Raw genomic sequence first — 12,463 nt, 5'->3', positions numbered from 1 at the left:
GACTGCGCCGGGCCCCCTTTCCTGTCAAGATTTCCGGGCCGAATCGGTGGCTTTGTTGCGCCCTCTGCACATCACCATTCCGCGAACGAGCCGTCCGCGTGCGTCCACACGGGCGTGCGCCAGCGCATCCCGTGCTCGTGGGCCTTCCGGACGGCGTCTTCGTCGATCTCCACGCCGAGGCCGGGACCGGGCGGGCGTTCGACGTACCCGCCGGTGAACGTGAAGACCTCCCGGTCGACGACGTAGTCGAGCAGCTCGGCGGTGCGGTTGTAGTGGATCCCCAGCGACTGTTCCTGGATCAGGAAGTTGGGGGTGGCGAAGTCGACCTGCAGGCACGCGGCCAGCGCCAGGGGCCCGAGTGGACGGTGCGGCGCGAGGACCGCGCCGAACGTCTCGGCGAGGGCGGCGATCCGGCGCACCTCCGAAATGCCCCCGGCGTGGGCCAGGTCGGGCTGCACCACCCGGACGCCGGCCTCCAGCACCGGGAGGAAGTCGCCGCGGGAGAAGAGGCGTTCGCCGGTGGCGATCGGGCGGCTGGTGCTCTCGACGAGCCGTCGCAGGTTCGTGTGGTTGTGCTCCGGCACCACGGGTTCCTCGATGAACAGCGGGTCGAACGGTTCCAGCGCTTCGATCAAGCGTGGTGCGGCGGCCGCGCTCACCCGGCCGTGGAAGTCGACGGCGAAGTCGCGGTCCGGGCCGAGCGCTTCCCGCACCTGCCGAGCCCGGTCGACCGCTGCCGCGACGTCGCGCGCGCTCGGGATCGGCGGGAACTGCGCGGTGGCGTTCATCTTCACCGCCGTCATCCCGGCCTCGCGCTGCGCGGTGGCCGCGGCGGCGACGTCGTGCGGCGAGTCGCCGCCGATCCAGCCGTACACCCGGACGCGGTCGCGCACCGGACCGCCGAGCAGCTCGTACACCGGCACGCCCAGCCGCCGGCCGGCGATGTCCCACAGGGCCTGGTCGAGCGCCGCGATCGCCGACGACCGTTCCGGGCCGCCGCGGTAGAACCCGCCCTTGGTGAGCCGCTGCCAGAGGTCTTCGATGCGGCGGGGGTCCTCGCCGACGACCCGCTCGGCCAGGGCCGTGACCGCCGCCGCGGTGACGTCGGCCGAACCTTCGAGCCCGCCCTCGCCCCAGCCGTGGATCCCGGCGTCCGTCGAGACCTTGACGAACATCCACCGCGGCGCGACGAGAAAAGTCTCGACGTCGGTCACCCGCATACCCGCTCCTTCGCTAGAGTATGATTTATCATACTCAAATGGGAGGCGAAGTGAACCCGCTGAGCGGACCGGGCGGCCTGCACGCACAGGTGGTCGACGCGATCGGCAGCCGGATCGCCACGGGCGAGCTGGCCCCCGGATCGGTGCTGTCCACGGAACGGATCGAGCAGGAGCACGGGGTGTCGCGCTCGGTGGTGCGGGAGGTCCTGCGCACGCTCACCGGGCTCGGGATGGTCCAGCCGCGCCACCGCGTCGGCACCACCGTGCTGCCCGTCGCGGCGTGGAACCTGCTCGACCCGCGCGTGATCACCTGGCGCGCGGCCGGACCCGACTCCCGGCGCCAGCTCGGCGAGCTGCTCACCCTGCGCGAGGCCCTCGAACCGATGGCCGCGCGCAGCGCCGCGGCCGGCCGGGACGACGAGACCACGGCGACCCTGCGCGAAGCGCTGGCCGGGATGACGACCGCGTTCGAGGACGGCAAACCGCACGACTTCGCCACCGCGGACACCGCGTTCCACGAAGCCCTGCTGCGCGGCGCGCACAACGACGTGCTCAGCCAGCTCGTGCAGACCGTGCTGGCCACCCTGCACGCCCGGTACACCGGGCACCGCTCGTTCAACGACGAGACGGCGGTGTCGCTCGACCGGCACCGCGAGCTGGTCGACGCGGTGGCGGCCGGCGACCAGGCCGCGGCGGAGGCGGCGTCCCGCGCGCTCGTGCGCGAGGCGCGGGCCGAGGTCCTCGGCACTGCTTCCGAAGAGGAGAACTGACGTGACGTCCTTCGACCTGACCGGGAAGCTCGCGCTGGTCACCGGCTCTCGACGCGGCATCGGCCGGGCCATCGCCGAGGCCTACCTCGCCGCCGGTGCCCGCGTGGTGCTCAACAGCCCGGACGCCGATCAGCTCGCCACGGCGGCCGCCGAGCTGGGCGACGGCGTCCTCACCTGCGCCTTCGACGTCTCCGACAGCGACGCGGCGGAGGCGGCCCTCGAGCAGCTGGTGGCCGAGCACGGCTGCCCGGACATCCTGGTGAACAACGCCGGGATCCAGATCCGCGGCCCGCTCACCGAGCTGCCGGTCGAGGACTGGCGCCGGGTCGTCGACGTCGACCTGACGAGCGCGTTCGTCGTCGGCCGGACACTGGCGCGCGGGATGATCGCGCGCGGCAGCGGGAAGATCGTCAACATCTGCTCGGTGCAGACGCACCTGGTCCGGCCGACGACGGCGCCGTACGCCGCGGCCAAGACCGGGCTCGCCGGGCTGACCCGGTCGATGTGCGCGGAGTGGGCTGGCCACGGGATCCAGGTGAACGGCCTGGCGCCGGGTTACCTCGACACCGAGCTCAACGCGTCCCTGGTGGCGGACCCCGAGTTCTCGGCGTGGATCACCCAGCGCACCCCGGCCGGCCGGTGGGGCCGCCCCGAGGACGTCACCGGCCCGGCGGTGTGGCTCGCGTCGGCCGCGTCGGACTTCGTGAACGGCCAGGTCGTCTACGTCGACGGCGGCCTGACGGCGGTGATCTGAGTGACCGTGCTCCCGATGGGCCGGGCCGTGATGGTGCTCGGCGCGGGCCGGCTGTCCACACAGGACTTCCCGGACGTCTCCCCCGGCGCGGGCGACGCGGTGGTCGACGTCTCCTACGGCGGCGTCTGCGGCTCCGACGTCCACTACTGGCAGCGGGGCGAGGTCGGCGAGTCCGTGCTGGCCGACCCGATGGTGCTGGGCCATGAGGTCGTCGGCACGGTCCGCACCGCGGCCGCCGACGGCTCGGGCCCGGCCGCCGGCACGCCGGTCGCCGTTCACCCGGCCCAGACCTGCGGGGAGTGCCCGCGCTGCCGCGAAGGCCGGGACAACCTGTGCCCGCACCTGCGCTACCTGGGCAGCGCGGCCCGCCGCCCGCACACCCACGGCGGTTTCGCCGAGCGGCTGCTGGTGCCCGGCCATCGTCTCGTCCCGGTGCCGGCGGGGCTCCCGTTGCGCACGGCGGCACTGGCCGAACCGGCGTCCGTCGCCCGGCACGCACTGACCCGCATGACCGCGCTGGCCGGCGGGGTGCGCGGCCGCCACGTCCTGGTGACCGGCGCGGGCCCGATCGGCCTGCTGGTGGTCGCCCTGGCGCACCTCGAGGGTGCGGCGGCGGTGACGGTCACCGATCTGCACCCCCAGCCCCTGGCGGTGGCGCGGCGAGTCGGCGCGACCGGCACCCTGACCGCCGGCGAGCCCTTGCCTCAGGTGGACGTCGCGTTCGAGTCGTCGGGCGCCCCGGTGGCGGTGGCGACGGCACTGGGCGCCCTGCTCCCCGGCGGCACCCTGGTCCAGGTGGGCCAGCTGCCCGGTGACGGCGTCGCGGGGCCGTGGCACCTCACGGTCCCCCGCGAGCTGACGTTCGCCGGCTCCAGCCGGTTCGCGGGCGGGATGGCCGAAACCCTGGCCACGATCGCGGCGCACCCGGCGTTGTTCGCCCCGATCGTCTCCGCGGAGTACACAGTGGACGAAGCGGAGGAGGCGCTGGCCGTCGCGAGCCGTCCGGAGCGGTCGAGCAAGGTCCTGCTGCGGTTCGGGACCCCCTGAGCGATGCCGCCCCGGCTCCGCCGTCCTGACCGACGTGGCCGGACATCGGTACGCTCCTCCGAGCCGGGCGACACGCACCCCGACCGGCCGGCCACCGCACACTCCCGCTTCGCTCAGCGCTGCCTCGTGTGGCCGAGGCGGTGATTGGCCGCCGCGGCGGCAGCGGTGATCTTCGCCAGGAAACCGATGGCGACGCGGAGCTCGTCGGCGTCGGCAGCAACCAGGGTCTGCGCGATCTCGACGCCGGCGAACGCCAGGAACTCACGCGCCCGATCGCGTGCCGCCGGAGTCGGCCGCAGGGTCACCCGCCGGCGGTCGGCGCTCTCGCGGCTGCGGTGAACGTGGCCCGCGGTCTCGAGGCGGTTCAGCAGCACGGTCGTCGCGCCCGTGGTCATGCCGATGAGCCGGGACAGCTCCGCCGGCGAAAGCGGCGCGCCCGCCTCGTCCGCCCAGACGATCTGCCCCAGCGCGTTGGCATCAGACCCCGGTAGCCGCATCCAGGCCGCCAGGTGCTGGTTCAGCTCGGTGAAACCGACCGCCCAGTCGCGGAGGCGGTGCATCACCTCGACCTGGGCCGCCGTCCACTCCACCGACAGCGGGTCGACGTCCACCATGCAAACTCCTTCACTCCATAGTAGCTTTACTATAAAGCAATCAAGGCAGAGGAGCAGTCATGACCACGCGACACGCCGTGATCTCCGGGGCGAGCATCGCCGGCCTCTCCGCCGCCTTCTGGCTGCGCCGCACCGGCTGGGACGTGACCGTGCTGGAACGGTCCGGCGCGTTCCGCGACGGCGGGCAGAACGTCGACGTCCGCGGCGTCGCCCGCGACGTGCTCGAACGGATGGGGCTCACCGAGGCGATCAGGGCGCAGAACACCACCGAGACCGGCACGGTTCTGGTCGACGCCTCGGGCAAGGTGACCGCGGAACTGCCCTCCGGTCCGGACGGCGCGACCGCCGAACTCGAGGTGCTGCGCGGCGATTTCGCCCGCACGATCCTGCAGCACCTGCCCGCGGGAGTCGACATCGGCTACGGCGACCCCATCGCCGAGGTCGTGGACAGCACCGACGCGGTCACGGTGACCACCGCATCCGGGCGTGTCCTGCGCGCTGACCTGCTGGTCATCGCCGAAGGGGTCCGCTCCGCCACCCGCGACCAGCTCTTCGGCGACCAGGTCGACCGCCGCGACCTCGGCATCGCCATGGTCTTCGGCACGATCCCCCGCACCACCGGCGACGACGACCGGTGGCGCTGGTTCACCACCGTCGGCGGCCGGCAGGTCCACCTGCGGCCCGACAACCACGGCACCACCCGCGCCATCCTCGCCTACGCCCGGGCCGAAGACCTCGGCCGGCTCTCCCGCGCCGATGCCCTGGCCCGCGTCCGCGACCGCTTCGCCGACGCCGGCTGGGAAACCTCCCGGATCCTCGACGGCTTCGACCGCTCCGAGGACGTCTACATCGACAACCTCACCCAGATCCGCATGCCCACCTGGCACCGCGGGCGGGTGTGCCTCGCCGGGGACGCCGGCTGGTGCGTCACCCCGATGGGTGGCGGCGGCGCCTCACTCGCGCTCGTCAGCGGATACGTCCTCGCCGCCTCCCTGACCACCGAACCCGACCGGCTCGATGCCGCGCTCACCGTCTACGAGCAGTGGATGCGTCCCCTCGTCGACGACGTCCAGAACCTCCCCCGGTGGATCGTGCCCTTCGCCTACCCCCAGACCCGCTTCGGCCTGACCCTGCGCCGCCTGCTCGACAAAGCTCTCACCTCGCCGAAGCTCGCACCGCTGACGGCCAAGCTCACCCGGGTCGCCGAGACCGACCGGGCGTTGCCGCCCATCGCGGCGGCACACGCCTGATCGGCCGCTGCTCCCGCTTGACCGGCCGCCGTACGGGGTAGCCAGAAGGATGAGCCCGACAAGAGACGGCCCTGCCGCCGCAGGTGGGCTGGCCGCGATCCTCAGCGAGGTCGCCCGCACCCTGCAGGCCGAGCCCGACGTCGAATCGACGCTGGAAGCGATCACCCGTGCCGCCGTGGAGCACATCGGCGGCGACGCGGCCGGTCTGAGCCTGCGGGAGAACGGCGTGATCCGCACCATGGCGCCGACCGACGAGCTCGTGGTCACAGTGGACAAGCTGCAGGCCCGCTTCCAGGAAGGACCATGCCTGGGCGCCATCGCCGAGCACCAGACCTACCGCACCGGGGACCTGGAGCACGAGCGGCGCTGGCCACGGTTCGGCCCGGCCGCGGTCAGTCTGGGAGTGCGGTCGATGCTGGCGTACCGGTTGTTCGTCACCGACACCACCCTGGGCGCCCTCAACCTGTACTCATCTCGACCGGACGCCTTCAGCGCCGAGGCGGAAAGCGAAGGGCTGCTGTTCGCCAGCCACGCCGCTGTCGCACTCGTCGGAGCCCAGACCGAACACCACCTGCAGGCCGCGATCCGCCACCGCGACACGATCGGAATCGCCAAGGGCATCCTCGTGGAACGCCACCGGATCAGCGTCGAGGACGCCTTCTCCATGCTGGTGCGCACCTCACAGCACGCCAACCTCAAACTCCACGCCGTCGCGACGTGGCTGGTCGAGCAGAGCGGCCAGGACACGGCTCGCTGACCACCTTCGGCGCGATCTCCCGAAACGACGGTGGCCTTCCGTTCTCCCGCAGCACGATCGTCTGAGTCTCGCCGAGGAGTCCACTGTGGAATACGGCTCGGCGTGTGTGTCGAGCCGGCCGGAGGCATCGCTTCCCGCGGCCGGGCTGCACCGACGCCTTGTCTCGCGCCGAAGTGCCACTCTCCGGAAGCAGGAGGTCACAATCAGGTGCGCGGCAGCGACGAGCTGGACCTGGCCGCCGACCCGCTGCTCGGCGCGACCCTGGCCCTGGCCGATGCCGCGGCCAAACCGGTCGTGGTCGACCTGACCGAAGTGACGTTCTGCGGCTCGTGCGTCCTCGGGCAGTTGCCGGCCGCCGGGCGGCGGATCACCGGCGACGGCCGGCAGATGGTGGTGGCCACCAGCCAGTACGTGGTGCTGCGACCGTTGACCCTGCTGGGACTGGACCGCGACATCACGATCGTGCCGGACGTCGAGACAGCCGTGCGCCGGCTCACCCAGTCCCTGGTCGCCGCCGTCGACCCGGCAACAGACACCACTCCCGATCCTGCCTGACACCCCGACGCCACCCATCCGCGGCGGATCCGGGCGAATGGCTGGTGGGGTGACCGAAACTCCGGCCGCCCCACCGGCCATTCGCCGTCCCGCCGATCCCTACTTGCGGATCATCGGGTTGCCGTAGCCGATGACCAACCCTCGCGTGAACGCGGTGACGCCGAACGTCTTGTTCAGCAGGGCCGCCGCGGGCGCGGTGAGCGCCAGGGTGACACCGTCGGGTGTGGCCGCGCCGATCGTGAACAGGTCGGCACGCGCCCCGAAGTCGATCCGGCCGCTGAGCACACCGCGCTTGAGGTCGATCGTGTAGCCGGTCAGGTAGAGGCATTTGCCGCCGGCGCGCAGCACCAGGCCGCCGACGTGCTCGATCGTCCCGTCGTTCGGGTTGCCGACGATCGTGAAGCCGAACACCGTCTTGCCCGCGGGATGGCTGACCCTGGCCAGCACCGGCGAAACCTTCACGCCCAGCGACGTGAGTGCCGCCCCGGCCGCGGCGTCCAAGGTCAGATCCGTGCGCCCCTTGCCGAAGTGGTACCAGTGGTGGTGCGAGACGGTGTGCGACGAAGCGCTCACCGACTGGGCCGCCTGGGCGGGCGCGGCGACGGCACCGGCCATGACCGCCGCGGCCGCGATGGACACCCCCAACATGCGAAGACGCATGAGATGACTCCGTTCTCGTTGCTTCCCGGACACCAGGGGTACGCGGGAAGACGACCGAACGGATGCAGGAAAAGGAAACCGGCCGCTCAGGTGCCGAAAGTGCCTTGCAGCATGCTGACGCCGTGCTCCTGCTGCCCCAGCTGCTGCACGGAGACGTCGACGACGGGGTAGCCACTCAGCGCGATGTTCGGCGGAACGGCGACATCGGCTTCGCTGCCGGCCGTCACCCCCAGCGGGATCATGGTCTTGGCGCCGTCGTAGAGCCAGATCTCGTACAGCCCGGCCGGCGCGGGCATGCCGGTCAGCTCGACCTTGAGCCGCAACGAGCCCGCGCCCGTGTCGATGAGCTGGACCTTCCCGGCCGCGCCGGCCGGCGCGGACTGCTGCGGGTTCAGCCGGGTTTCCGCGACGATCCGGGCGTCCGCGCCACCCGTGCCGACGGCGATCAGGGTGCCGGCCACGCCGACCGCGGCCGCGGCGGCCGCGATGATCGCGTACCGGACTCCGCGCGAAAGTCCCCGCGTGCCAACCGGTTCGCCGCCCGGGCGCACCTGTCCCCCGTCGGTCGCCTGGCCCGTTTCGGCCGCGATCCGCTCCCAGACCGCTTCCCGCACCGGGGGCAACGACGTCTCCGTCTTCGTCTCCCGGCCGAGCCCGGCGACCTCGCGCAGCGCGGCGAGCTCTTCCCGGCAGTCGGCGCAGTGATCGAGGTGGGCGGTGTCGGCCGGGCCGGGACGTTCTTCGTCAAGGGCGAGCAGCACGAGACGATCGGGGTCCGGGTGCGACATCGTTCACCTCCTCCGGCGTGCGGTCGAGCTGGGAACGCAGGTTCTGCATCCCGCGGCGGAGGTGGCTCTTCACCGTGCCCAGGGGCAGTCCGGTCCGCTCGGCTATCTGAGTGTGGGTCAGATCAGCATAGAAGGCGAGCTGGAGCACTTCCCGCTGCGCGTCCGGCAACCGGGTCAGCCCGTCGGCGACGACCAGGCGGTCCACGACGCGGTCCGGCGAATCGGCGACGACCTCCTCGGCCGGGGCGACGGCGGCCATCGCGTCGCTGTCCCGCTGCCGGCGACCCCGCGCCCGCAGCAGGTCGACGATCCGGTGGCGGGCGATCCCGAGCAGCCAGGCCGGCAACCCGGCCTTGTCCGGGTCGTAGGTCTGCCGGCCGCTCCACGCGGAGACGAAGGTGGCCTGCACGACGTCGTCGACGTCGGCGGAGTCGCGCAGACCGGCCCGGGCCAGCCGTTGCACCGCGGGGCCGTAGCGGTCGAACACCGCGCGCAGGGTCCCCGGCTCGCCGGCGGCGAAGCGCCGGCCGAGATCGTCGGCCGGGTCGTTCGGCGCGCCATCGTCGGACACGGACGACACCCTAGCCGCAGGCGGCGGCGAGGCGACACCTTCGGTCATCAGCATCGTCGGCTCCCGGCTGGTGCTCGTGGACCGGGCAGCGAGAGTGCCGGCTGTAGGGACTACGTCCGGCGATGGCGCTGCGGATGCGCGGGCGACGGGATCCGGAAAGAACGCCCCGCACTGCATCCGGCCGGCCGGTCCGGGGCGAACCACCAGCACGCAGCTTCCAGCTCGTCCACGCCGCCCTGCCGGCCGGGCGCGGCGGGTGCGGTCGTGTCCACAGTGGACGACGACTTCGCAGATCGCCGGGCGGCTGCCGGTGCACATCTCCTCGTGCGGGCACGCGCTGCCGGCCTGCGCACCGGCCGAGTTCCGCCACCGGGTGCCGCATCGGTCAGCGCGTCGCCGCGAACACGTCGCTCACCCAGTCGGCGATGTAGGTGCTGACGTGGCCGAGGTGGTCCAGCCCGATGTGCTCGCTGGCGCCTTCCCCGGCGGTGAACACGCGCAGCTTCCGCTCGGGACTGTGCACGGCCTGGTCGTAGGAGCGGTGCGCGTACTCCAGCGGGATCTGCCGGTCGCGCTCGCCGTGGCAGACGAGGAACGGCACGGTGATGTGCTCGACGACGCCGTCGAGGTTCACCTGGTCGGCGAAGGTGATGAACTCGTCGAGGTTCTCGTGACCCCACACCCACAGGACGTGCTCCCAGTAGTGCGGGACCGGGCGCTCGCCTTCGCGTTCCAGGCGCCGCCGCTGCACGGCGCCCCAGTCGTGGTTCGCTCCCCACGCGACAACCAGGGCGAGCCGCTTCTCGAACGCCGCGGCCCGTGGGGCGTAGTAACCGCCGAGCGACCAGCCCACCAGCCCGATCCGGGCCGGGTCGACGTCGTCGCGGGACTCGAGGTAGTCGACGCACGCGCTCGCCCAGGCCTCGGTGTCGACCCGAGCGGTGAGTCCCTGCACGCGCAGCGCCTCACCGGAACCCGGGCAGTCGACCATCAGGCACGAGATCCCGCGCGCGGCCAGCTCGGCCCAGTGCCCGGAGGCGTACATGTGCTCTTTCGTCGAGTCCAGCCCGTTCCACAGGATCATCACCGGGGCGTTCTCGCCCGCGGCGCTGAAGTAGGCGGGCAGCGTGGTGCCTTCGTACGGGACCTCGACGCGGCTGAGACCGGGATCCTTGAGGTCGAACGCCTTCTGCTGCAGCTCGAGCACGCGGCGGTAGCTGTCGAGCCGTCCCGCGGCCGACGCGCTCTGCAGGCGTTCGGCCTGGGCGAGGTAGTTGGTGGCGCGCGCGTAGAGCTGTCCGGCGGTGCGGCGGTGCCCCTCCTTCTCGGCCTCTTCCGCCTGCCTGACGAGCTGGTCGGTCAACGCGGTCCAGGCGTGCAGGAAGTCGGGAGTGCCGGCGTCCTCGCCGCGGGTGGCGGCTTCACGGATGGGACGGCAGGCCCGGTCGACCTCGTCGATGAGCCCACCGCTGTTGAGGGTCGCGACGACCCCCAGGCTCCACGGGTAGTTCGCGGGGAAGTACTCGAACACGTTCGTCCTCTCGTCGGGAAAGTGCTGCGGACTGTCATCGCGTTCGCCGTCCCGAACGCGAGCGGGCGGCGGGAACCGGCGGCAGCGTGGTGCCGGCGATGACGGTGTTGCGGATCGTGCCCAGTCCCTCGACGGTCATCTCGACGACGTCACCCGGCGCCAGGGCCGGAATGTCCCGGCCGCGGCCCCACAGCTCGGCCAGGCAGCCACCGTTGCCGCAGGTCCCGGAGCCGAGGACGTCACCGGCGCGAACCCACGTACCGCGTGAGGCGTAGGAGACGAGTTCGGCGAACGGCCAGCCCATGTTGGACAGCAGGTCGTGCCCGATCCGCGCACCGTTGGCCGAGACGCTCATCTCGAGGGTGAGGAAGCCGTCCTCGTCGTGGTGCGCCGCCAGTTCGTCGGCGGTCACCAGCCACGGCCCGAGCGTCGTGGCGGAGTCCTTGCCCTTGGCCGGGCCGAGCTGGACCTTCATCTCGCGACGCTGCAGGTCGCGGGCGGACCAGTCGTTGAGGATCGTGTAGCCGAAGATCGCCTGCCGCGCCTGCTCGGGAGTCAGGGACGCGCCGTCGCGGCCGACGACCGCGGCGACCTCCAGCTCGAAGTCGAACAGCTCACAACCGGGCGGCACCGGCACGTCGTCGTGGGCGCCGAGCAGGGCGTAGGGGTTGGTGAAGTAGAACGTCGGCGCCTCGTACCACTCCGGGGGCACCCCGGCCCCGCCGGACACGCTCGCGACGACGCCTTCGACGTGTTCCTCGAAGGCCACGAAGTCGCGGACGGTGGGCGGAGCCAGGGGCGGCAGCAACCGCACGCCGGCCAACGGCACGGCCGGACGGCGCAGGGCTTCCGCGCCCGCGTCGAGCGCGGCGGGCAGCCCGGTGCGCACGACGTCGAGCACGGTGGTGTTCTCCGGCAACGGGTGCAGGCCGTCCTCGCCGGCCACACCGGCGTGGACGGCTCCGTTGTTCTCGTAGGTGGCGAATCGCATGACCGCCTCACACCGGCGGTGCGACGAACAGGCCCTTGTCGGGGTCGTTGAACGACTTCCGCGCGACGAACTCGTTCATCGCGTTCGCGGTCCCCCACTGGTCGGAGACCTCCGGCTTGCCGAAGTCGTAGAGGTGCGGGTGCCAGGTGTCCTCGTCGACCTCGTCCAGTTCGGTGGTGTATTCGAGGGTGTTGCCGTGCGGGTCGAGGAAGTAGCTGAAGGTGTTGTTCCCGGCCAGGTGCCGGCCGGGGCCCCAGATCTTCTCCACTCCGGCGCGCAACAGCCGGCCGGTGCCCCGCATGTACTCGTCGAGCCCACGCAGTTCGAAGGACGCGTGGTGCAGCGACGGGTGCGGGCCGCGGGCGATCGCGAGGCTGTGGTGCCAGGCGTTGATGCGCAGGAACCACATCATCTCGCCCATGCGCGGGTGCATGAGCGTGTCCGAGAGGCGGAACCCGAGGTGGCGTTCGTAGAACGCGCGGGTGCCTTCCGGGTCGGCGGAGTTGATGACCACATGCGACAGTCGCACGGGGACGGACTCCCCGGCCTCGATCCTGCGGTGCGCGCGGACCGTGACATCGGCGCTGACCTCGATCGTGCGGCCCTCGTTGTCGAAGAACCGGAACCCGTGACCGCCGCCGGGGGTGTCCAGGGTCTTCGGCTCGTGCACGAGGGTGACGCCGGACGTGGCCAGCCGCGCGGCGAGGGTGTCGACGTCCGCGGGAGTGGCGGCGCCGAAGGCGATCAGGTCGATCCGCTTGTCCTCGGCCTGGCGCAGCCGGACGACGTACTGCTCGGGTGAGCCCTCCGCGGCGAGGAAGGCGATGCCGGTGTCGGCGTGTTCGGTGCTCAGGCCCCAGGCGCCGGTGAAGAAGTCCTGCTGCCGGGCGAAGTCGGGCACGGCGAGGTCGACGTGCCGCAGGTGGGTGATCAGGCGATCGGTCACGGAGTCCTC

At 72.1% G+C, this 12,463-nt stretch carries 14 protein-coding genes; 6 read left to right on the top strand and 8 right to left on the bottom strand.

Annotation, left to right across the window (positions count from 1 at the left end; all coding sequences use genetic code 11):
* Positions 1–71: 71 nt before the first annotated feature.
* Positions 72–1,220, bottom strand: a complete 1,149-nt coding sequence (gene dgoD / locus OHS58_RS09840) for a galactonate dehydratase (RefSeq protein ID WP_328647991.1) — start codon at positions 1,218–1,220, stop codon at positions 72–74.
* A 38-nt stretch (positions 1,221–1,258) separates the two neighbouring features.
* Between dgoD and OHS58_RS09835 the strand changes: the two genes are divergently transcribed.
* Genes OHS58_RS09835 through OHS58_RS09825 form a run of 3 tightly spaced genes read left to right on the top strand, consistent with a single transcriptional unit; the run spans position 1,259 to position 3,791 of the window.
* Positions 1,259–1,990, top strand: a complete 732-nt coding sequence (locus OHS58_RS09835) for a FadR/GntR family transcriptional regulator (protein ID WP_328647990.1) — start codon at positions 1,259–1,261, stop codon at positions 1,988–1,990.
* Between the two features lies 1 nt (position 1,991).
* Positions 1,992–2,744 (top strand): SDR family oxidoreductase, encoded by a 753-nt coding sequence (locus tag OHS58_RS09830; protein ID WP_328647989.1) that lies wholly within the window; start codon positions 1,992–1,994, stop codon positions 2,742–2,744.
* The gene (locus OHS58_RS09825) at positions 2,745–3,791 is read left to right on the top strand and encodes an alcohol dehydrogenase catalytic domain-containing protein (RefSeq protein WP_328647988.1); all 1,047 of its coding nucleotides are present in this window, start codon (positions 2,745–2,747) and stop codon (positions 3,789–3,791) included.
* Between the two features lie 113 nt (positions 3,792–3,904).
* Here OHS58_RS09825 and OHS58_RS09820 read toward each other — a convergent pair whose 3' ends face one another.
* Positions 3,905–4,405, bottom strand: a complete 501-nt coding sequence (locus OHS58_RS09820) for a MarR family winged helix-turn-helix transcriptional regulator (protein WP_326952899.1) — start codon at positions 4,403–4,405, stop codon at positions 3,905–3,907.
* A gap of 59 nt (positions 4,406–4,464) precedes the next feature.
* Between OHS58_RS09820 and OHS58_RS09815 the strand changes: the two genes are divergently transcribed.
* From OHS58_RS09815 to OHS58_RS09805, 3 genes are all read left to right on the top strand, one after another.
* A complete protein-coding gene (locus OHS58_RS09815; protein ID WP_328647987.1) occupies positions 4,465–5,655 on the top strand; it encodes an FAD-dependent monooxygenase in 1,191 nt (396 codons plus the stop codon).
* Between the two features lie 49 nt (positions 5,656–5,704).
* Positions 5,705–6,412 carry a GAF and ANTAR domain-containing protein gene (locus OHS58_RS09810; protein WP_328647986.1) on the top strand — a complete coding sequence of 236 codons (708 nt, stop codon included), beginning with the start codon at positions 5,705–5,707 and terminating at the stop codon, positions 6,410–6,412.
* A 207-nt stretch (positions 6,413–6,619) separates the two neighbouring features.
* Positions 6,620–6,967: an STAS domain-containing protein gene (locus OHS58_RS09805; protein ID WP_328647985.1), complete on the top strand. Its 348-nt coding sequence runs from the start codon at positions 6,620–6,622 to the stop codon at positions 6,965–6,967.
* Positions 6,968–7,066: 99 nt separating this feature from the next.
* Here OHS58_RS09805 and OHS58_RS09800 read toward each other — a convergent pair whose 3' ends face one another.
* The 6 genes from OHS58_RS09800 to OHS58_RS09775 form a co-directional block, all read right to left on the bottom strand.
* Positions 7,067–7,627 (bottom strand): hypothetical protein, encoded by a 561-nt coding sequence (locus OHS58_RS09800; protein WP_326950122.1) that lies wholly within the window; start codon positions 7,625–7,627, stop codon positions 7,067–7,069.
* Between the two features lie 86 nt (positions 7,628–7,713).
* On the bottom strand, positions 7,714–8,415 hold the full coding sequence (locus OHS58_RS09795) for an anti-sigma factor domain-containing protein (RefSeq protein ID WP_328647984.1): 702 nt from the start codon (positions 8,413–8,415) through the stop codon (positions 7,714–7,716).
* Positions 8,372–8,986, bottom strand: a complete 615-nt coding sequence (locus OHS58_RS09790) for an RNA polymerase sigma factor (protein WP_328647983.1) — start codon at positions 8,984–8,986, stop codon at positions 8,372–8,374. The genes OHS58_RS09795 and OHS58_RS09790 overlap by 44 nt, the downstream gene beginning before the upstream one ends.
* 385 nt (positions 8,987–9,371) lie before the next feature.
* Positions 9,372–10,517: an alpha/beta hydrolase family protein gene (locus OHS58_RS09785; RefSeq protein ID WP_328647982.1), complete on the bottom strand. Its 1,146-nt coding sequence runs from the start codon at positions 10,515–10,517 to the stop codon at positions 9,372–9,374.
* A gap of 34 nt (positions 10,518–10,551) precedes the next feature.
* Positions 10,552–11,508, bottom strand: a complete 957-nt coding sequence (locus tag OHS58_RS09780; RefSeq protein WP_328647981.1) for a fumarylacetoacetate hydrolase family protein — start codon at positions 11,506–11,508, stop codon at positions 10,552–10,554.
* 7 nt (positions 11,509–11,515) lie between these two features.
* A complete protein-coding gene (locus tag OHS58_RS09775) occupies positions 11,516–12,454 on the bottom strand; it encodes a VOC family protein (RefSeq protein WP_328647980.1) in 939 nt (312 codons plus the stop codon).
* Between the last annotated feature and the right edge of the window lie 9 nt (positions 12,455–12,463).

Origin of the sequence: Amycolatopsis sp. NBC_00348 (assembly GCF_036114655.1) — a bacterium.
Classification (GTDB): Bacteria; Actinomycetota; Actinomycetes; order Mycobacteriales; family Pseudonocardiaceae; genus Amycolatopsis.
This window is presented reverse-complemented; position numbering and strand designations above follow the sequence as displayed.

What these genes read in the sequence shown, in the direction of transcription:
- dgoD (WP_328647991.1), bottom strand. Translation starts at nt 1,220, where the DNA reads ATGCGGGTGACCGACGTCGAGACTTTTCTCGTCGCGCCGCGGTGGATG.
- OHS58_RS09835 (WP_328647990.1), top strand. Translation starts at nt 1,259, where the DNA reads ATGGGAGGCGAAGTGAACCCGCTGAGCGGACCGGGCGGCCTGCACGCA.
- OHS58_RS09820 (WP_326952899.1), bottom strand. Translation starts at nt 4,405, where the DNA reads ATGGTGGACGTCGACCCGCTGTCGGTGGAGTGGACGGCGGCCCAGGTC.
- OHS58_RS09815 (WP_328647987.1), top strand. Translation starts at nt 4,465, where the DNA reads ATGACCACGCGACACGCCGTGATCTCCGGGGCGAGCATCGCCGGCCTC.
- OHS58_RS09810 (WP_328647986.1), top strand. Translation starts at nt 5,705, where the DNA reads ATGAGCCCGACAAGAGACGGCCCTGCCGCCGCAGGTGGGCTGGCCGCG.
- OHS58_RS09800 (WP_326950122.1), bottom strand. Translation starts at nt 7,627, where the DNA reads ATGCGTCTTCGCATGTTGGGGGTGTCCATCGCGGCCGCGGCGGTCATG.
- OHS58_RS09795 (WP_328647984.1), bottom strand. Translation starts at nt 8,415, where the DNA reads ATGTCGCACCCGGACCCCGATCGTCTCGTGCTGCTCGCCCTTGACGAA.
- OHS58_RS09780 (WP_328647981.1), bottom strand. Translation starts at nt 11,508, where the DNA reads ATGCGATTCGCCACCTACGAGAACAACGGAGCCGTCCACGCCGGTGTG.